Origin of the sequence: Methylobacterium indicum, from assembly GCF_017347565.1 — a bacterium.
Lineage (GTDB): Bacteria > Pseudomonadota > Alphaproteobacteria > Rhizobiales > Beijerinckiaceae > Methylobacterium > Methylobacterium indicum.
In genome coordinates, this window is sequence record NZ_AP024145.1 from 2,954,508 (window position 1) to 2,972,730 (window position 18,223).

Genomic DNA, 18,223 nt, shown 5'->3' on the forward strand with positions numbered 1-18,223 from the left:
GGCGAAGCATTGCTCTGCCAACGCAAGTCCGCTTAGGGGACCGGCTCTCCCGCCTCCTCGGCCTCGCGCCCGATCAGGTCGCGCAGGGTCGCCCCGGTCGGGCTGGCCAGCACGTCCGCCAGGGTGAAGCGGTCGAGCTCGCGGATGAAGCTGCGCTCGGCCGAATCGAGGGCGTGCTTCAGGAGGCAGCGTCCGGCGAGCGGGCAGGGGCCGCGGGCGCACTCGACGAGGCAGCCGAGGCCTTCCAGTTCCGCCACCACGGCGCCCAGACGCACCTCGGCCGGCGGCCGGGCCAGTCGCACACCGCCGGAGCGACCCTGCCGGGCCTCGATGTAGCCCGCCCCCGTGAGCCCGCGCGCCACCTTCTGCAGGTGGTTCAGCGACACCCCGAAGGTGCGCGCGACGGCGGGCGTCGTCGTCCAGCCGCCGGCCTCCACCGCCCCGAGATAGAGCAGCAGGCGCAGCGACAGGTCGGTGTAGAGCGAGAGCCGCAGGGCGCGCTGTCCTTCTTCGTCGACGACGCCGACACCGAGCCGCGGATCGCCGGCGCACCCGGCAGGCGGGGAAAACCACCCGCACAACCCTATCGCCGGCCAGCGGATTTGGCCAGGGCGCCCCGGCTGCGGATCGCGGCGGACCGGCATTTGCGCCGGTCGAGACTGCCTAAATCTGGTAATTAAAGTGCTTGTTTGCCTAACGGAAAAATCAGCATTCAATAAACATTTGCGAGGGCAGCCGATGTCGCTGCGTTCTAGTGAATCCCCGAGGCACCTCCGACCGGCGAGATCGGTCGGCGGGACCGGGACGATTCGCCCGGAGGCCCTCTCGACACCCCCAGGGGCCTCCCGTGCCGCACTACTTCTTCGACATCAACGACCACGACCTGTCGCATCGGGACGACGAGGGCAGCGAGTGGCCGGGCCGCGATGCCGCCCGGGCCCACGCCATGCGGGTCCTGGCCGACATCGCCCGCGACGAGGCCCGCCGCCAGGACCGGCTGAACCTGTTCGTCACGATCCGCGACGAGAGACGGGCGATCCTCGGCGTCGCGTCCCTCGCGGTGGCCTGCACCTGGGTCGACTGAGCGGGCACGGGGGGCTGGGTTGCGGCGCAAACCGTCGCGCCCCGAAACCCGCTCCCCGGCGGACCGTTACCCCCGCGCTTTAACGTATGTTGGGTGCGAGGCGACGTGACGGACCGGCCGATCGAGGACTACGCCGTCATCGGCGATACCTGCACGACGGCGCTCGTCGCCCGGGACGGATCGATCGACTGGCTGTGCTGGCCCTGCCACGACAGTCCCGCCGTCTTCCTGCGTCTCCTCGACGAGGACAAGGGCGGGGCCTGCGAGATCCTCCTCGACGACCTGCGCGAGACGCGCCGGGCCTACCGGCCCGGCACCACCATCCTGGAGACGCTGTTCGTCACCGCGACCGGGACCCTGCGCCTCACCGACTTCATGCCGCTCCATCCCCTGGCGGAGGTGCCCGACGAGGGCCCGGACGGTGCGCCCCACGGCCGGATCGTGCGGATCGCCGCCTGCGAGGCCGGCACGGTCTCGGGGCGGTTCCGGGTGCGCCCGACCTTCGACTACGCCCGGGACGGCGCCGCCCTCGAGCCCGAGGCGGGCGGGACGGTCCTGTGCCGGCGCCTCGCGAAGCCGGAGGGCGTGCGGGTCGCCGCCACGGTGCCGTTGACGATCGTCGGCGACCGGGTCGAGGCGGCGTTCGCGTTGCAGGCCGGGGAGGGGGCATCCCTGGTCCTCGCCCACCGGGAGGACGACGACGGCGATGTCGGGGGCGCCGCGGCGAGCCTCGCGGCGACGGAGAGCTACTGGCACGAATGGTCCGGGCGCTGCACCTATGACGGCCCGCACCGCGAGAGCGTGCTGCGCAGCGCGCTCGTGCTCAAGCTCCTGACCCACGCCCCCTCGGGCGGGATCATCGCGGCCTCCACCACCAGCCTGCCGGAGGCGGTGCCGGGCACCCGCAACTTCGATTACCGCTACGTCTGGATGCGGGATGCGAGCTTCACCGTCACGGCCTTCGTCAATCTCGGCTACGTGCGCGAGGCGGCGGAATTCCTGCGCTTCCTGCGCGAGGCCGACGGGACCCGCGGCCGCGATCTGAAGCTGATGTACGGCATCAACGGGCGCGTTCCGGAAGAGGAGATCCTGGACCATCTGCGCGGCTGGCGCGGGGTCAGCCCGGTGCGGATCGGCAACGCGGCGTCGAGCCAGCACCAGTACGACATCTACGGCGAGTTCCTGGTGGCGCTCCACGCCTTCCTGGACGCCGTCGACTACGACCCGCCGGTGAAGGTCAACGACCACTTGGCCGAGGTGCTCGGGCACCTGACCGGCCACGTCATCCGCTGCCGCCACGCGCCCGACCACGGCATCTGGGAACTGCGCGACGAGACGCGCCAGATCCTCCACACCAAGGGCATGCTCTGGGTCGCCCTCGACCGGGCGGTGCAGATCGCCCAAGAGGTGGACGTGGCGCCGCGCGAGCGGGTCGAGGAATGGCGGCGCGTCGCCGCCGAGATCCGGGCCGACTACCACGAGAAGGGCTGGAACGCCCGCATCGGCGCCTACACCCAGGCCTACGGCTCCGACGACCTCGACGCCGCGGTCCTGCGCACGGTGCTGTTCGGCGCCTTCGAGCCCGATTCGCCCCGGGTCGCCGCGACGCTCGAGGCGGTGAGCGCCGGGCTCGGCGACGGCGACCTGATCTACCGCTACCGCAACGCCGACGGCTTCGAGCACCCGGAGGCGACCTTCGCGGCCTGCGCGTTCTGGCGCGTCGGCTGCCTGGCGCTCGCCGGGCGCATGGAGGAGGCCGAGCCGCTCTTCGCCCGGTTGCTGGCCCGCGGCAACGATCTCGGGCTGTTCGCCGAGGAGATCGACGCGGGCACGGGCGAGCAGCGCGGCAACGTTCCGCAAGGCTTCACCCACATGGCGATCATCAACCACGCGGTGCGCCTCGACCGGGCGGCGCGCCACCGGGACGCGCCGATGGACGAGCCGTTCCGCCAGGCCGTCGGGGCCTGACGCGCGGTGGAGCGGCGGGAACGCCCTCGCGGGGGGTGGGCACCGCTGCCCGAATTTGCTCTAAGGCACGGACGGGCGCCGCCTCGCGGGCGGGCCCGATCCGAATCCTTCATACCGGGAAACCAGCCGTGGCGGGCGAGCCGTTCTTCATCACCACCGCCATCTCGTACCCCAACGGGGTGCCGCATATCGGCCACGCCTACGAGGTGATCGCCGCCGACGCCATCGCGCGCTTCAAGCGCCTCGACGGCTACGACGTGTTCTTCACCACCGGCACCGACGAGCACGGCCTCAAGATCCAGCAGACCGCCGCCAAGGCCGGGATCAGCCCGCGCGCCTTCGTGGACGAGATGGCGCCGCGCTTCCGCGCCATGGCCGAGCAGCTCGACTGCTCCTTCGACCGCTTCATCCGCACCACCGACGCCGACCACATCGCCTCCGCCCAAGCACTGTGGCGCCGGATGGAGGAGAACGGCGACATCTACCTCGCCAAGTATGCCGGCTGGTACTCGGTCCGCGACGAGGCCTATTACGACGAGGCCGAGCTCGTCACCGCGCCCGACGGCAGCCGCCGGGCGGAGAAGACCGGCACGCCGGTCGAGTGGGTCGAGGAGGAGAGCTACTTCTTCCGGCTCTCGGCCTACGGCGATCGCCTGCTCGCCCTCTACGAGGCGAACCCGGACTTCATCGGCCCCGATTCGCGCCGCAACGAGGTGACGAGCTTCGTGCGCTCGGGCCTGCAGGACCTGTCGGTCAGCCGCACCACCTTCGACTGGGGCGTGCCGGTGCCGGGCAACCCGGCCCACGTCATGTACGTCTGGGTCGACGCCCTGACGAACTACATCACGTCCTGCGGCTTCCCCGACGAGGGCGCCCCGCGCTGGCGCCAGTGGCCGGCGGCGCTCCACGTCATCGGCAAGGACATCATCCGCTTCCACGCGGTGTACTGGCCGGCCTTCCTGATGTCGGCCGGTCTCCCGGTCCCGCAGCGCGTCTTCGGCCACGGCTTCCTGCTCAACAAGGGCGAGAAGATGTCGAAGTCGCTCGGCAACGTCGTCGCCCCGACGGCGCTCGCCGAGGCCTACGGCGTCGATCCCTTGCGCTACTTCATGCTGCGCGAGGTGCCGTTCGGCCAGGACGGCAGCTACTCGCACGAGGCGATCGTCAACCGTCTCAACGCCGACCTCGCCAACGACCTCGGCAACCTCGCCCAGCGCTCGCTGACCATGATCGCCCGCAATTGCGGCGGCCAGGTTCCGAAACCCGGCGAGCCGGCTGCCGCCGACCGGGCGCTGCTCGCGATGGCCGACGCGCTGCCGGAGAAGGCGAGGGGGCTGATGCAGGACCTCGCCCTGCACGCGGTTTTGGCCGAGATCTGGGCGGTCGTCGCGGACGCCAATCGCTACTTCGCCGGCCAGGAGCCCTGGGCCCTGCGCAAGACCGACCCGGCCCGGATGGAGGCGGTTCTGTATACCACCGCCGAGGTGCTGCGGGCGGTCGGCATCCTGGTCCAGCCCTTCATCCCGAGCGCCGCGGCGCGGCTCCTCGACCTGCTGGCGGTGGCGCCCGAGGCGCGCAACCTCGCCGCTGTCGGGCCGGGTCACCGGCTCGCGCCCGGCACGGCCCTGCCGGCGCCGAGCCCGATCTTCCCGCGCTACGTGGAGCCCGAGGCGTGAGCCCGGTCGACAGCCCCCGAGGCGTCAGCCTCGTCGACAGTCACTGCCACCTCGATTCGCCCGGCCTCGCCGAGCGGCTGCCCGAGGTGCTGGCCCGGGCGAAGGCCGCCGGGATCGACCGGATGGTGACGATCTCGACCCGGGTCGCCCGGTTCGAGACCTACCGGCGTTTAAGCGAGGCGCACCCCGAGGTGCTGTTCACGATCGGCACCCACCCGCACCAGGCGGGCGAGGAGCCGGACGTGACGGCCGACGAGATCGTCGCCCTGTCGCGCCACCCGCGCTGCATCGGCATCGGCGAGGCCGGGCTCGATTACCATTACGACACCGCCCCGCGGGACGTGCAGCAAAAGGTTTTTCGCACCCACATCGCGGCGTCGCGGGAGAGCGGGCTGCCGCTCGTCATCCATGCCCGCGAGGCGGACGAGGACGTGGGCCGTATCCTCGCCGAGGAGATGGCGCGCGGGCCGTTCAAGGCGGTGCTGCACTGCTTCTCGTCGGGGCGGCGGCTGGCCGAGACCGGCGTCGCGCTCGGCCTGTTCGTGTCGTTCTCCGGCATCGTGACCTTCCGCAACTCGGACGAGATCCGGTCGATCGCCGCCGCCGTGCCGAAGGACCGCCTGCTGGTCGAGACCGACGCGCCCTATCTCGCGCCGGTGCCGCATCGCGGCCGGCCGAACGAGCCGGCCTTCGTCGCCGACACCGCCCGGGTGCTGGCCGAGACCGTGGGGCTCACGCCCGAGGCGCTCGCGGCCCTCACCACCGCCAACTTCTACCGCCTGTTCGACAAGGCCGCCGCATACCGCTGAGGGCTCTGACCGCATGCCGACCCTGACCCTTCGCATCCTGGGCTGCGGCTCCTCGGGCGGCGTGCCGCGGGTCGGCTACGGCTGGGGCGCCTGCGACCCGGCGGAGCGCAAGAACCGGCGCCGGCGCTGCTCGCTCCTGGTCGAGCGCCGCGACGTCGAGAGCGAGGCGACCACCGTTCTCGTGGACACCTCGCCGGACCTGCGCGAGCAGCTGCTCGATGCCGCGGTGACGCGCCTCGACGGCATCCTGTTCACCCATTCCCACGCCGACCACACCCACGGCATCGACGACGTCCGCGCGATGGTGATCCACATGCGCCGGCGCATCGCCGTCCATGCCGACGCCACGACCGCCGAGCTGCTGCGCGCCCGCTTCGCCTATTGCTTCACCTCGCGGCCGGGCAGCCTCTACCCGCCGATCCTCGACCTGCACGACCTCGACATCGACGCGCCGGTGACCGTCGAGGGGCCGGGCGGTCCCGTCACCGCCACCGCTTTCGCGATGGAGCACGGCCCCGAGCAGGCGCTCGGCTTCCGCTTCGCCGACGCCGCCTACGCGCCCGACGTCAGCACCATGCCGGACGCCGCCAAGGCCCGTTTGCGCAACCTCGACCTCCTGATCATCGACGCGCTGCGCGACACGCCGCACCCGACCCACTTCTCGGTGCCGGATGCCCTGGCGCTGATCGAGGAGGTGGCGCCGCGCCGCGCCATCCTGACCAACCTCCACACCGACCTCGACTACGAGACCCTGCGACGGCGCCTGCCGCCCGGGGTGGTGCCGGCCTATGACGGGCTCTCGGTCGCGGTCGACGGCTGATCCTCCGGCCGGAGATGGACCGCGAGCCAGACGGTCGCCTCGTCGGGGCTCGTCCACTCGACCCGGTGGCGCAGGCGGGCCGGGATCGTCAGGTGATCGCCGGGTCCGAGCCGCCGCGGCGCCGGCTCGCCGTGCAGGTGCAGGCCGGCGCTTCCCGAGAGCAGCACGACCCACTCGTCCCAGGGCTGGTCGTACCAGAAGCCCGGCGGGCTCGCCTGGCCGGTGGAGACGATCCGCTCGACGCGGCCGTGCGGGGCTCGCGCCAGGACGTCGGTCGTCTCGTCGGATTGCGGCGCAGTGGGCAGGCCGGCGAAGAGGTTGGCGGTCGTCATGCGGGTCGTCATGCGGGTCGTCATGGCGTGTTCGGCATCGTGGCGGGGTCGCGAGCGCCGTGCCGGATGCCGACTACGACGATCTCGCTCTCGACGTAGAAGATCAGGTAGGGGCTCGCCAAGGTCCTGCGCATGGGACGAAGATCGGTCGGTGGTCCGCTGCCCGGCTGTTCGAGCAAGCGCTCAATCGCCGCCTGGATACGGGCTTGGATGCGGCGGGCGCCGTACGGGGATTTCTCGGCGATCCCGTCCAGTATCCGTTCGAGTTCGTCCGCCGCCTCGGGCGTGTAGCGCAGCTTCACAGGCCGTGCTTCGCCCAGATGGCTCGTATCCGCTCGTCGCTCGCGAATTCGCCCCGGGCGGCCTGCGCCAGGGACTTGGCGAATGACGCCTTTTCCCCGGGGTCGAGAACGACGAGCCCCGGCTCGTCGTCGAGGACGGCCAGCATGACGCGGGCGACATCGTCCTGTGCCTCGGGCGAGAGGGTGCGGACGCGTTCGATGGCGTGTTCGAGGAGGTCGGTCATGGTGGCATCATGCACCCGATTCGCGTCGGCATGAAGGGAAACCGGGGGTGTCCCGATCGCGCCTCCCGGCCCTCCAACCCACTACTAAGTTCCATAATGTTGCTTATGCGAATGGTGTATGGGGATGGGAAAGGATGTCGGCCTTCGATATCCGTGGATCCCTGCCGCGCCTCGTGCCGAGGTCGCGATTGCCTCCCTGCCTGATAGGCCGCTTCGGCGGTCGCGTCAGCGCCCTCCCGCCCGCTCGGTGCGGATCTGTGCGGGGGCCGCCTCGCCCGCGAGCCCGTCGAGCGCCCGCATTGCCGCCTCCGGTAGGTCCAGCGCCGCCGCGGCGAGGTTCTCACGCAGGTGCCCGCGCGCCGACGTGCCGGGAATGAGCAGGAGGTTGGGCGACCGGCGCAGGAGCCAGGCCAGCGCCACCTGCATCGGCGTCGCGCCCAGGCCCGCGGCGATGGCGGACAGGCCCTGCGACTGGATCGGGCTGAAGCCGCCGAGTGGAAAGAACGGCACGTAGGCGGTCCCGGCCGCCGCGAGGTCGTCGACCAGCGCGTCGTCGGCCCGGTGGACGAGGTTGTAGTGGTTCTGCACGCAGGCGATGTCGGCGACGCGCCGTGCCTCGGCGATCTGCGCCGCCGTGACGTTGCTGAGCCCGATCCTGCGGATCAGCCCGCGGCGCTGGAGGTCGGCGAGCGTGTCGAGCGGGCCGGCGAGCGAGCCCTCGGCCGGGCCGTGCACGCTGAACATCGCCCGCAGGTTGACCACGTCGAGCATGTCCAGCCCGAGATGGCGCAGGTTGTCGTGCACCGCCGCCGTCAGGTCCCGCGCCGAGAAGGCGGGGTTCCACGAGGCATCGGCCCCGCGCACGGCGCCGACCTTGGTGACGATCACGAGGTCGTCCGGGTAGGGATGCAGGGCCTCGCGGATGAGCTCGTTCGTGACGTGGGGGCCGTAGAAGTCGCTGGTATCGATATGGGTGACGCCGCGCGCCACCGCCTCGCGCAGCACCGCCACCGCCTCGGCCCGGTCCCTGGGCGGCCCGAACACGCCGGGGCCTGCGAGCTGCATCGCGCCGTAGCCCATGCGCGTCACATCCCGGTCGCCGAGGCGATAGGTTCCCGCCGATCCGATCCCGCTCATTGCTCATCTCCTTGCTGGCGACCCGGATCTAGCCGCCGGCCTTCTGTGTGATAAGCCGGTGCAATCCGGACAGGTTGTGCGGGATCGCGAACGATGGCGGAGACCGATGGCTGATCCGGACGCGGCGAATCTCGGCGACCTCGCCGCCTTCGTGGCGGTGGCGGAGGCCGGGGGTTTTCGCGAGGCGGCGCGGGCGGGCGGCGCCAGCGCCTCGTCCCTGAGCGAGGCCCTGCGCCGGCTGGAGGCGGGGTTCGGCGTGCGGCTCCTCCACCGCACGACCCGCAGCGTCGCGCCGACCGAGGCCGAGACGCGGCTGCTCGAGCGCCTCAAGCCCGCCCTCGGCGAGGTCGCGGCGGCGCTCGACGTGGTCAACGGGTTTCGCGACCGGCCGGCGGGGACGCTGCGCCTCAACGTGCCGGTGAGCGCGGCCCGGCTGGTGCTGCCGGCCCTGGTTCCGCCCTTCCTCGCCGCCTATCCGGAGATCCACCTCGACGTCGTCGCGGAGGACGGCTTCGTCGACGTGCTGGCGGCCGGGTGCGATGCCGGCATCCGCTACGAGGAGCGCCTGGAGCCCGACATGATCGCGGTGCCGATCGGCCCGCGCACGCAGCGCTTCGCCACCGCGGCGGCGCCGGCCTATCTCGACCGGCGCGGCCGGCCCGCCCATCCGCGCGACCTCCTCGACCATGCCTGCCTGCGCGGTCGCTTCGCCAGCGGCGCCTCGACCGAGTGGGAGTACGAGCGCGACGGCGAGACGGTGCGGATCGAGCCGAGCGGACCGCTCACCGTGCGGGTCGGGACCGCGACGGACCTCGCGGTCGAGGCGGCCCTCGCCGGGGTCGGCATCGTCAGCCTGTTCGAGGACTGGCTGCGGCCGCACCTCGACAGCGGCGCCCTGGAGCCGGTCCTGGAGCCGTGGTGGCCGCGCTTCTCCGGGCCGTTCCTGTACTATTCGGGCCGGCGCTACCTGCCGGCGCCGCTGCGGGCCTTCGTGGACTTCGTCGCCGCGCGGCGGGTATGAGCCTCCTGCCCTGCATGAGCGCCCTGCCCTACGCCGCCCGCCCCTCGGTCTCCCGCGCCAGCGCATCCACCACCGCGGCGATGCCCGCCGCGTCCTCGCCCCCGCTCTCCCGCGCCGCCGCGTAGGCCGCGCGCTGGCGGTCGGCGCTGGTGCCCTCGCGGGCGATGCGGCGGGCCTCGTCGAGGGCGCCTTCGCAGCCGAGCGCCGCCGCATCCTCAGCGACGAGCGCCAGCAACCCCTCGATCGCCTCGCCGAACGGCACCGCGCGGCCGGCCTCGGGGTCGATCAGGGCGGCGCGCACGCCGTCGCGCTGGGCCCGCCACAGGTTCTCGCGGATCACCGCCCGGGCGACCCCGTCGAGGGCGGCGTTCAGGTCGGGGCGGCGCTCGGCGACGCGCACGAGGCACCGGTAGAGGCCGGCGATCGCCACCGCGTCCTCGACCCGCGTGCAGCTGTCGGCGATGCGCAGTTCCAGGGTCGGATAGCGGATCGAGGGCCGCAGGTGCCACCACAGGAAGCTCGCATCCTCGATCGCCCCGGCCGCCTGCATCACCGCGACGTAGCGCTCGAACTCCGCCGTGCTCGAAAACAGGTCCGGCAGCCCGGTGCGCGGCATCTCGCCGAACACGCTGAGGCGGTAGCTGGACAGGCCGGTGTCGCGCCCCTCCCAGAACGGCGAGGAGACCGAGAGCGCCAGCAGCGCCGGCAGGAACGGCAGCAGCCGGTTCATCAGGTCGACCCGGTCGTCGGGCCGCGCCACCTCGACGTGGACGTGCATGCCGCTCACCAGCGTGCGCCGCCCGATCATCCGCACTGCATCGAGGATGCCGTCGTAGCGCGCCCCGTCGGTCGGGCGTTGCGCGTCCCAGGCCGCGCCCGGATGGGTGCCGGCGCCGAAGACCAGGATGCCGTGCGCCCGCCCGATCTCGGCGAGCCCCCGGCGCAGGGTCGACAGGCCGCCGCGCGCCTCCTCGGGCGTGGTGGCGGGCGGCGTCGCGATCTCGATCTGGCTCTGCAGCAATTCGCGCTCGGCTGCCGGCAGCAGCGCCTTCGCGGCGGCGTGGAAGCCCCGGACGCCAGGGCCCGGGGTGCCCCGGGTGGCGGCATCCGCCAGAAAGAACTCCTCCTCGATGCCGAAGCGGTAGGCGGGGCCGGTCATGCGCGCAGGGTCCTTGTCGAGGGAGGACGGGATATAGCGGCGGCCCGGCGGCCGGCCACGCCCTCAGCCGCGCAGGGCCCACAGCGCCAGGGCGAGGACGACGAGCGCGAGGGCGGCGAGCCCCGCCAGCACCACCGCCCGGTGCGCGCCGCCCCGGTCGGGCGGCGCCGATACTCGGTCCGGGGCGGCCGCCGTCGCGGCCGCGGCCGCGGCGGGCGGCGGTTCCGGCACGGGCGCGTCGGGGCCCGGTGCCGGCGGCTCGGGCAGGCGCACCGCGCCGGCGGGCAACGGCGTTCCGCCGCCCCGGAGCAGGATCTCGTCGGGATCGACCGGGATCCCGGCCTCCTCCAGCTCGATCAGCACCAGCGCGATGTCCTCGGCGCTCATCCGGTCGACCGGCAGGGCCTGGCGCAGGTCGTCGGGGGTGAGCCCGCCCCGGCTGCGGCCCAGCGCGATCAGGCGGTCGAGGGTGGTCCTGTCGAAGGCGGCCTGCATCGGCGGGTCTCCTGTCGGGCTCGGCGGGGCCCGTGCTCCCGTGCCCGCGGCGCCGCGCGATGTGCCAACGCGCACCGGCCGGGATGCGTTTCCCGGTCACGCTCACGCCCAGATGGCGGTAGACAACCTCCGGGCTCCCGGTGCCGTCGGGACCACCGAACCCAGGCGAGCCATGAACGCGCATCCGACCCACGTCCGTCCGGCCCCCGAGGGGCCCCGGCCGGTCCTCGCCCGGATCACGCCGCCGGCCCAGCCGCTCGGGCCGTGGCGCTTCCTGAGCACCGTGGTGCGCAACCCCCTGGAGGCCTGGCCGGAGACGATCTACCGCGAGCCGGTCTACACCTCGACCGTCCTGGGCAATTCCAGCCTGTTCGTGATGGCGCCGAACCTGATCCGCCGGGTGATGGTGGACGAGGCCGACGCCTTCGAGAAGTCGGAGGTCCTGCGCCGCGCCCTCTCGCCGGCCCTCGGCGACGCCATCCTGACCGCCGACGGGGCGCGCTGGCGCTGGCAGCGCCGGGCCGCGGCGCCGATCTTCCGGGCCGAGCGCATCCGCAGCTTCGTGCCGGCGATGATCGCGGCGGCCGAGCGCACCCGCGACGCGCTCGCCGCCGCTCCCGGCGTCGAGGTCGACATCGCCCAGACGATGATGCGCACCACCTTCGAGATCATCGTCGAGACGATGCTCCCGGGCGCTGGCGGGATCGATGCCGCCCGGGTCGAGCGCGGCATCACCGACTACCTCGAATCGACCAGCTGGGTCGTCGCCCTCACGCTGCTGCGGGCCCCGGCCTGGCTGCCGTTCCCGGGCCGCGCCAAGGCCGAGCGGGCCAAGACCTACCTGCGCGACGAACTCCTGCGCCTCGCCGCCGAGGGGCGCCGTACCGGCACCGAGGGGCGCAACGACCTGCTGAGCCTCTTGCTCGCCGCCCGCGACCCGGAGACCGGGCAGGCGATGGACGACCGCGACGTCGCCGACAACCTGCTCACCTTCGTGACCGCCGGGCACGAGACCACGGCGCTCGCCCTCACCTGGGCGCTCTACCTGCTCTCCCACCACCCGGAGAGCGAGGCGCTGATCGCCGCCGAGGTCGAGGCGGCGACCGCCGGCGGGCCGCTCGCGCCCGAGCACGTCGACGCCCTGCCCTACACCCGCCAGGTGATCCTGGAGGCGATGCGGCTCTACCCGCCGGTGCCGGTGGTGGTGCGGGCGGCCCTCCGCGACGTCGACCTCGACGGGATCCCGGTCAAGGCCGGCACCCCGATCACGATCCCGATCTACGCCGTGCACCGGCACGCCGCCTTGTGGGACGAGCCGGAGCGCTTCGACCCCGCCCGCTTCGCCCCCGAGGCCGCCAAGGCCCGCGACCGCTACGCCTACCTGCCCTTCGCCGCCGGCCCGCGCATCTGCATCGGCATGGGGTTCGCGCTCTCCGAGGCGGTGGCGATCCTGGCGGTGCTGGTGCGCTCGCTCCGCTTCTCGCTCCGGCCCGGCACCCTGCCGGTGCTCAAGCAGCGCATCACCCTGCGCCCGTCCGAGGGCATGCCGATGCGGGTGACCCCGCGCTGAGGCCCCCGGACCGGCGAGGCGCCGCCGTTTTCCGGTCGGCGGTTCAGGGGTGGAGCGACAGGATCTCCAGGGTGATCCCGGTGCAGCGTCCCCCGTTCGTCGGATGGTGGTCGACCGAGCAGGCGGTCACGACGAGGAGCAGGTCTTCCTCCGCGCGCAGGAGGACGTTTCCGCCGGCCGGGTTGATCGACGCCGCAACCTCCAGCCGTCCATCGGATTGCGGCTCCGAGCACTGAAACAGGTTCACCGGGTCAGGCACGATCGGCAGAGCGACCTTGGCCGCCTGAAGCGCCGCCAGAAAGTTGTCGCGGCAGTTCGGGTGGTCGGGGAGCCCCGCCCGGTCGTAGAGGCCGCGGTTGCAGGCAGGAAACAGCATGTCGTGCGGGCATGGAGAGTTGTCTTCGACCAGTGTCAGAAGCGGGTGCCCTCGTTCGCTGTAGAAGCATTCGCCGAGCCTGGGAAAAAGTCGTTCGGTGATGTCGCGCGTCTGCGAGGTGCTGAGCCAGTCGATCGTTGCTCCGGTCCAGGCGATGGCACACAGGTCTGCGACCTGCTGGCCTTCTGGATCAATCACCCGCACGTGATCCCCCTTATTCAATCGGACGCTTCCGCCAGATTGCGGGTCGATATCGATTTTTGATTGAAAAACAATCATTTTATCTCTCGGGATGAATGCGAATTGCGATTTTATGATCAGTGAAAATTTTTTAACTAAGGATCATGAAGGGCCGCAATTCATTTTTACTAGATAAAAAATATCAGATCACTTTCGATCATTAATGACTTTGCGTCAAGTAGTGACTATGGACGGTTGGTTTTTTGTTCCTGGGCCCGGAGCGGCCGGACGAAGGGACGCCGCCGAGGGGCACCAGCACCTCCCGCGAGACGGCCCTGACCGCCCGACCCTGCACGATGATGCGCCCCTTCCTCTCTCCCGTCGATCATCCCTGCCCGCACGAGCGCCGGCAAGCCCGGCCGACACTCGTTGGCCTCTCCCAGTTCCGCAACGTCATCCCGGCCGCGCGCGAACGATCCGGCAAGATCTTGCATGTCGGATTTTCGCGGACGCCAGCAAGGGTTGTCGTTGATCCGACCGATTGCCACCGCGTGCCACTGTCGGAAATACGTCCGAAACGGCCGCCGGTCGAAGATCGTGGCGGCCGGAGCGCCGGAGACACGGTCGAGGGTGCACACGATTTCATTCGCCTGTCACGAAACCACCCGATGACGCGCCGGTCACGACATCACCGGCGGACCCCTTGACCCACGTTCTCGATACGATTCCGGCGGCGCAGGCGGCCGGACCCGCCGCGGCCCGGCGGCCCTGGGCCGGCCTGGCTCTGCCGCTGGCCCTCCTCGGCCCGTCCCTCGTCTTCCTCGCCCTGTTCACCTACTGGCCGGTGGCCGAGGTCGTGTGGGACGCCACCCACGAGGTGACGCGCCGGGGCACCCGCTTCGTGGGTCTCGCCAACTTCGCCGCCCTCTTCGCCGATCCGACCTTCCAGCGCGCGCTCCTCAACAACGCGCTCTACGCGGTCGGCACGGTGGTGCCGAGCCTGGTCCTGGCGCTCGCCTTCGCGCTCGCGCTCAACGGCGCCGGCCGGGTGCGGGCTTTGATGCGGGCCGTGTTCTTCCTGCCGGTGATGATCCCGCTGGTGGCCGCGGCCGCGCTCTTCCTGTTCCTGTTCCTGCCCGGGATCGGGCTGATCGACCACCACCTCGCCCGGCTCGGGCTCAATGGGGCCAACTGGCTCGGCGATCCCGACCTCGCGCTCGCCGCCATCACGGTGCTGACCGTGTGGAAGAATGCCGGCTACTACATGCTGTTCATCCTGGCGGGCCTCCAGGCGATCCCCGACGAGGCGAAGGAGGCCGCGCTCCTCGACGGCGCCGGTCCCTGGCAGCGCCTGCTCTACGTCACCCTGCCGGCGCTCCGCCCGACCTTCGCCTTCGTCGGGGTGATCGCGCTCCTGAACGCGGTGACGCAGGTCGACCACGTCTTCGTGCTGACCAAGGGCGGGCCCTCGGACGCGACGAAGCTCCTCCTGTTCTACATCTACGAGCAGGCCGCCGAGCGCTACGATGCCGGCCGCGCCGCCGCCGCCACGGTGGTGACGCTCGGCCTGCTCGCGGCGCTGACTGCGCTCTCGCTCAGCCGCAGCCAGGGCCCGGAGGCCGCCCGATGAGCGCCACCTCCTCCGGCCCGGTGACCCGCGAGGTCACCCCGCACATCGCCCGCTTCGTCGTCATCGGCCTGGCCCTCGTCTGGGCGGTGCCGTTCTGGTGGATGCTGGTCGCGGCGTTCCGGCCGGCGGGATCGGGGGCGGATGCCTCGCTCCTGCCCTCGCTGACGCCGACGCTCGCCAACTTCGCCGAGGCCTGGGCCTCGGCCGATTTCCCGCTCTACTTCCTCAATTCGCTCGTGATCTGCGCCGGCATCCTCACGGTGCAGCTCGTCACCGCGTCGCTTGCCGGCTACGTCTTCGCCCGCCTCGAGTTCCCCGGCCGCGGCATCCTGTTCGCCCTGTTCCTGGTCCAGCTGATGCTGGTGCCGGTGGTGCTGCTGGTGCCGAACCTTAAGACGATCGCGGCCTTGGGCCTCTACGACACCCTGCCGGGGGTGATGGCGCCCTACTGCGCCACCGCCTTCGGCACCTTCCTGATGCGCCAGAGCTTTCGCGAGGTGCCGCGCGAGCTGGAAGACGCCGCGATGATCGACGGCGCCGGCTGGTGGGCGCGCATCCGCCTCATCTACCTGCCGCTGACGAAGCCCGCGCTCGTCGCCTTCTCGATCGTCTCGGTCACCAGCCACTGGAACGAGTTCCTGTGGCCGCTGATGGTCATCAACTCCCCCGACAGGCGGCCCCTCACCCTCGGTCTCGCGAGCTTCACGCTCAGCGCCGAGGGCATGCAGGCCTGGGGGCTGATCGCGGCCGGCACCTTCCTGGTCAGCCTGCCGCTGCTCGCCGCCTTCCTGATCTTCCAGCGCCGGTTCGTGAACAGCTTCCTCGCCTCCGGCATCAAGTAAAGAGGACGACCACAGATGATTTCCTGGTGGAAGGGCGCCGCCCTTGCCCTCGTGGCAGCGGCCGGCCTCGCCGCGCCGCGCGCCGCGTTTGCGACCGACATCGAGCTCTTTTTCCCCGTCCCGGTGGACGGGGCGCTCGCCCGCAACATGTCGGGGCTGATCAAGGAGTTCAACGACTCCCATCCCGACATCAAGGCGGTCCCGGTCTTCACCGGCTCCTACGACGACACGCTCTTGAAGACCCGCGCGGCGATCAAGGCCGGCAAGCCGCCGGCCGCGGTCATCATGTCGGCGAACTTCCTCACCGATTTGTCGATCGAGCGCGAGATCGCGCCGATGGACGACCTGATCCAGAAGGATGGCAAGACGCCGGAGGCCTTCATGGCCCAGTTCTTCCCGGCTTTGCTGCCCAACGCCGTCATCGACCGCAAGGTCTACGGCGTGCCGTTCCACAACTCGACGCCTTTGCTCTACATCAACGCCGATCACTTCAAGGAAGCGGGCCTCGACCCGGACACGCCGCCGCGGACCTGGGCCGAGCTGTATGACGCCGCCCGCAAGCTGACGAAGCGCGAGGGCGACCGCACCACCCGCTGGGGCCTGATGATGCCCTCGAACTACGATTACGGCGGCTGGATCCTCGAAGCCCTGACCATGTCCAACGGCGGGCGCTACTACAACGAGGATTACGGCGGCGAGGTCTATTACGACACCCCGACGATGCTCGGCGCCCTCACCTTCTGGTCGGACCTCGTGCACAAGGCCAAGGTGCACCCGGCCGGCGAGCAGAAGGGCCCGGCGGTGACCGGCGCCTTCCTGGCCGGCCAGGCCTCGATGATGATCATCTCGACCGGCTCGCTCACCTTCATCCGCGACACCGCCAAGTTCCCGTTCAAGGTCGCCTTCGTGCCGATGAACGTGCGCCAGGCGGTGCCGATCGGGGGCGCCTCGCTGGTGCAGCCGACCGGCCTCTCGCCCGAGAAGCGCGCCGCCGGCTGGACCCTGATCCAGTGGCTGACCTCGCCCGAGAAGTCCGGCTGGTGGAGCCGCGCCACGGGCTACTTCGCTCCCAACAAGGCGGCCTACGACTTAGCTGAGATGAAGGCCTTCCTCGACAAGAACCCCGACGCGAAGATCGCGGTGGATCAGCTCGCCAACGCCAAGCCGTGGTTTGCCACCTACCGCACCGTGCCGGTGCGCAAGGCGATCGAGGACGAGCTGCAGGCCGTGCTCTCGGGCAAGCGCCAGCCCAAGGAGGCGCTGGTCGCCGCCCAGAAGGCCGCCGATGCCCTGATGCGCCCCTATGTCGAGGACACGGCGCTCCGCCTGCCGGGCGCGGAGTGATCGCCACCCTGCTCCAGTCGCTCACCCCTTTCCCGGACGACTGAAGCGAAGCGGAAGGAGATCCGGGATCCAGCACAGGAAGTGCCGCGAAGCGGCTCGTTGTTCGCAACGCTGCAAGCAAGCGGTCGCTTCGCGAATTCTCGTGCTGGATCCCGGGTCGCATTCCGCTGGCGCTTCATGCGCCCGGGAAAGGGCGAAGTGCCAAGCCAACTGGCCGAATTAACCGGACCCCCACCATGCTCATCGCCCAGATCACCGACCTGCACGTGCGCCCCCGCGGGCTGCCGGCCTACCGGGTCTCCGAGACTAACACGATGGTCGCCCGCGCGGTCGCCCACCTCCTCGCCCTCGATCCCCGGCCCGACCTGGTGCTGATCTCCGGCGACCTCACCGATTGCGGCCTGCCCGAGGAATACGAGGAACTGCGCGGGATGCTGGCTCGCCTGCCGATGCCGGTCCATGTCATTCCCGGCAACCACGACCGGCGCGAGACCCTGCGCGATGTCCTGCCGGCCTCGTACCTGCCCGGCGCGACGGACGGCTTCATCCAGTACACGGTCGAGGATCACCCGGTCCGCCTGATCGCCCTCGACACGTTGGTGGCGGGCGCCAGCCACGGCGCGCTCTGCACCGAGCGCCTCGGCTTTCTCGAGCGGGTGCTCGCCGACGGCGACGGCCGCCCGACTCTGGTGTTCATGCACCACCCGCCCTTCGAATGCGGCCTCGTCCACATGGACGAGATCCGGCTCCTCGACGGCGAGGCGGCGTTCCGGCGGCTGATCGGGGCTCAGACCTGCATCGAGCGGATCCTGTGCGGCCACCACCACCGGCCGATCGTGACCCGCTACGCCGGCACGATCGCCCAGATCGCCCCGAGCGTCACCCACCAGGTCGCCTTCGATCTCACGCCGGAGCACGAGGGTGCGCTCGTCTTCGAGCCGCCGGCCTACCTGCTCCACCGCTACACGCCGGAGAGCGGGATCGTCAGTCACATGGTCTATGTCGAGAGCTTCGACGGGCCGTATCCGTTCGTGCTGGACGCGGCGTATCCGGGGCAGCACCGATGAAGTCCGCCCGGCTTCTCCATCGACGCAGCTGACGATCTCCATCGTCATCCCGGGGCCGCGCAGCGGAACCCGGGATCCATAACCGCTGACGATGCAGATGAAGCGGGACGGACGCCGCCTCATTCTCGAAGGTCGGCGGGTATGGATCCCGGGTTCTCGCCTGCGGCGAGCCCCGGGATGACTCAGT

At 71.1% G+C, this 18,223-nt stretch carries 19 protein-coding genes; 11 read left to right on the forward strand and 8 right to left on the reverse strand.

The features are described from left to right. Positions 1 to 32: 32 nt before the first annotated feature. Entirely contained in the window at positions 33 to 581 is a 549-nt protein-coding gene (locus tag miv_RS13870; protein ID WP_244749000.1) for an RrF2 family transcriptional regulator, read from the reverse strand. A gap of 266 nt (positions 582 to 847) precedes the next feature. On the opposite strand from miv_RS13870, the gene miv_RS13875 reads away from it, so the two are divergent. The 5 genes from miv_RS13875 (at position 848) to miv_RS13895 (ending at position 6,357) form a co-directional block, all read left to right on the forward strand. Then, the gene (locus tag miv_RS13875) at positions 848 to 1,084 is read left to right on the forward strand and encodes a DUF6894 family protein (RefSeq protein ID WP_048430807.1); all 237 of its coding nucleotides are present in this window, start codon (positions 848 to 850) and stop codon (positions 1,082 to 1,084) included. A gap of 105 nt (positions 1,085 to 1,189) precedes the next feature. After that, positions 1,190 to 3,052, forward strand: a complete 1,863-nt coding sequence (locus tag miv_RS13880; RefSeq protein WP_207183180.1) for a glycoside hydrolase family 15 protein — start codon at positions 1,190 to 1,192, stop codon at positions 3,050 to 3,052. A gap of 128 nt (positions 3,053 to 3,180) precedes the next feature. Continuing rightward, a complete protein-coding gene (metG, locus tag miv_RS13885) occupies positions 3,181 to 4,728 on the forward strand; it encodes a methionine--tRNA ligase (protein ID WP_207183181.1) in 1,548 nt (515 codons plus the stop codon). Continuing rightward, the gene (locus tag miv_RS13890) at positions 4,725 to 5,537 is read left to right on the forward strand and encodes a TatD family hydrolase (protein ID WP_207183182.1); all 813 of its coding nucleotides are present in this window, start codon (positions 4,725 to 4,727) and stop codon (positions 5,535 to 5,537) included. The genes metG and miv_RS13890 overlap by 4 nt, the downstream gene beginning before the upstream one ends. 13 nt (positions 5,538 to 5,550) lie before the next feature. After that, on the forward strand, positions 5,551 to 6,357 hold the full coding sequence (locus miv_RS13895) for an MBL fold metallo-hydrolase (RefSeq protein WP_207183183.1): 807 nt from the start codon (positions 5,551 to 5,553) through the stop codon (positions 6,355 to 6,357). Here miv_RS13895 and miv_RS13900 read toward each other — a convergent pair. The 4 genes from miv_RS13900 to miv_RS13915 form a co-directional block, all read right to left on the reverse strand. Next, positions 6,324 to 6,713: a cupin domain-containing protein gene (locus miv_RS13900; RefSeq protein ID WP_244276569.1), complete on the reverse strand. Its 390-nt coding sequence runs from the start codon at positions 6,711 to 6,713 to the stop codon at positions 6,324 to 6,326. The genes miv_RS13895 and miv_RS13900 overlap by 34 nt on opposite strands. Continuing rightward, the gene (locus tag miv_RS13905) at positions 6,710 to 6,991 is read right to left on the reverse strand and encodes a type II toxin-antitoxin system RelE/ParE family toxin (protein WP_207183184.1); all 282 of its coding nucleotides are present in this window, start codon (positions 6,989 to 6,991) and stop codon (positions 6,710 to 6,712) included. The genes miv_RS13900 and miv_RS13905 overlap by 4 nt, the downstream gene beginning before the upstream one ends. Further along, entirely contained in the window at positions 6,988 to 7,215 is a 228-nt protein-coding gene (locus tag miv_RS13910; protein WP_207183185.1) for a hypothetical protein, read from the reverse strand. The genes miv_RS13905 and miv_RS13910 overlap by 4 nt, the downstream gene beginning before the upstream one ends. Positions 7,216 to 7,440: 225 nt before the next feature. Then, positions 7,441 to 8,352: an aldo/keto reductase family oxidoreductase gene (locus tag miv_RS13915; protein WP_207183186.1), complete on the reverse strand. Its 912-nt coding sequence runs from the start codon at positions 8,350 to 8,352 to the stop codon at positions 7,441 to 7,443. Positions 8,353 to 8,458: 106 nt separating this feature from the next. Between miv_RS13915 and miv_RS13920 the strand changes: the two genes are divergently transcribed. Further along, positions 8,459 to 9,373 carry a LysR family transcriptional regulator gene (locus tag miv_RS13920; RefSeq protein ID WP_207183187.1) on the forward strand — a complete coding sequence of 305 codons (915 nt, stop codon included), beginning with the start codon at positions 8,459 to 8,461 and terminating at the stop codon, positions 9,371 to 9,373. A 28-nt stretch (positions 9,374 to 9,401) separates the two neighbouring features. Here the strand turns inward: miv_RS13920 and miv_RS13925 are convergent, their stop codons facing one another. Then, positions 9,402 to 10,532, reverse strand: a complete 1,131-nt coding sequence (locus tag miv_RS13925; RefSeq protein ID WP_207183188.1) for a carboxylate-amine ligase — start codon at positions 10,530 to 10,532, stop codon at positions 9,402 to 9,404. A 63-nt stretch (positions 10,533 to 10,595) separates the two neighbouring features. Next, complete coding sequence (locus miv_RS13930) at positions 10,596 to 11,027, reverse strand: RNA polymerase sigma factor region1.1 domain-containing protein (protein WP_207183189.1); 432 nt, start codon at positions 11,025 to 11,027, stop codon at positions 10,596 to 10,598. 172 nt (positions 11,028 to 11,199) lie between these two features. Between miv_RS13930 and miv_RS13935 the strand changes: the two genes are divergently transcribed. Then, positions 11,200 to 12,597, forward strand: a complete 1,398-nt coding sequence (locus tag miv_RS13935; protein WP_207183190.1) for a cytochrome P450 — start codon at positions 11,200 to 11,202, stop codon at positions 12,595 to 12,597. Between the two features lie 43 nt (positions 12,598 to 12,640). On the opposite strand, the gene miv_RS13940 is transcribed toward miv_RS13935, so the two are convergent. Further along, positions 12,641 to 13,252 (reverse strand): DUF1989 domain-containing protein, encoded by a 612-nt coding sequence (locus miv_RS13940; protein ID WP_207183191.1) that lies wholly within the window; start codon positions 13,250 to 13,252, stop codon positions 12,641 to 12,643. Between the two features lie 604 nt (positions 13,253 to 13,856). On the opposite strand from miv_RS13940, the gene miv_RS13945 reads away from it, so the two are divergent. The 4 genes from miv_RS13945 to miv_RS13960 all read left to right on the forward strand — a co-directional run bounded on the left by miv_RS13945 (position 13,857) and on the right by miv_RS13960 (position 18,036). Beyond that, positions 13,857 to 14,783, forward strand: coding sequence for a carbohydrate ABC transporter permease (locus miv_RS13945; RefSeq protein ID WP_207183192.1), 927 nt, complete (start codon positions 13,857 to 13,859; stop codon positions 14,781 to 14,783). Next, positions 14,780 to 15,625 (forward strand): carbohydrate ABC transporter permease, encoded by an 846-nt coding sequence (locus miv_RS13950; protein WP_207183193.1) that lies wholly within the window; start codon positions 14,780 to 14,782, stop codon positions 15,623 to 15,625. The genes miv_RS13945 and miv_RS13950 overlap by 4 nt, the downstream gene beginning before the upstream one ends. Positions 15,626 to 15,640: 15 nt before the next feature. Further along, the gene (locus miv_RS13955) at positions 15,641 to 16,969 is read left to right on the forward strand and encodes an ABC transporter substrate-binding protein (protein ID WP_207183194.1); all 1,329 of its coding nucleotides are present in this window, start codon (positions 15,641 to 15,643) and stop codon (positions 16,967 to 16,969) included. Between the two features lie 236 nt (positions 16,970 to 17,205). Then, positions 17,206 to 18,036, forward strand: coding sequence for a phosphodiesterase (locus miv_RS13960; RefSeq protein WP_207183195.1), 831 nt, complete (start codon positions 17,206 to 17,208; stop codon positions 18,034 to 18,036). The last annotated feature ends 187 nt before the right edge of the window (positions 18,037 to 18,223 follow it).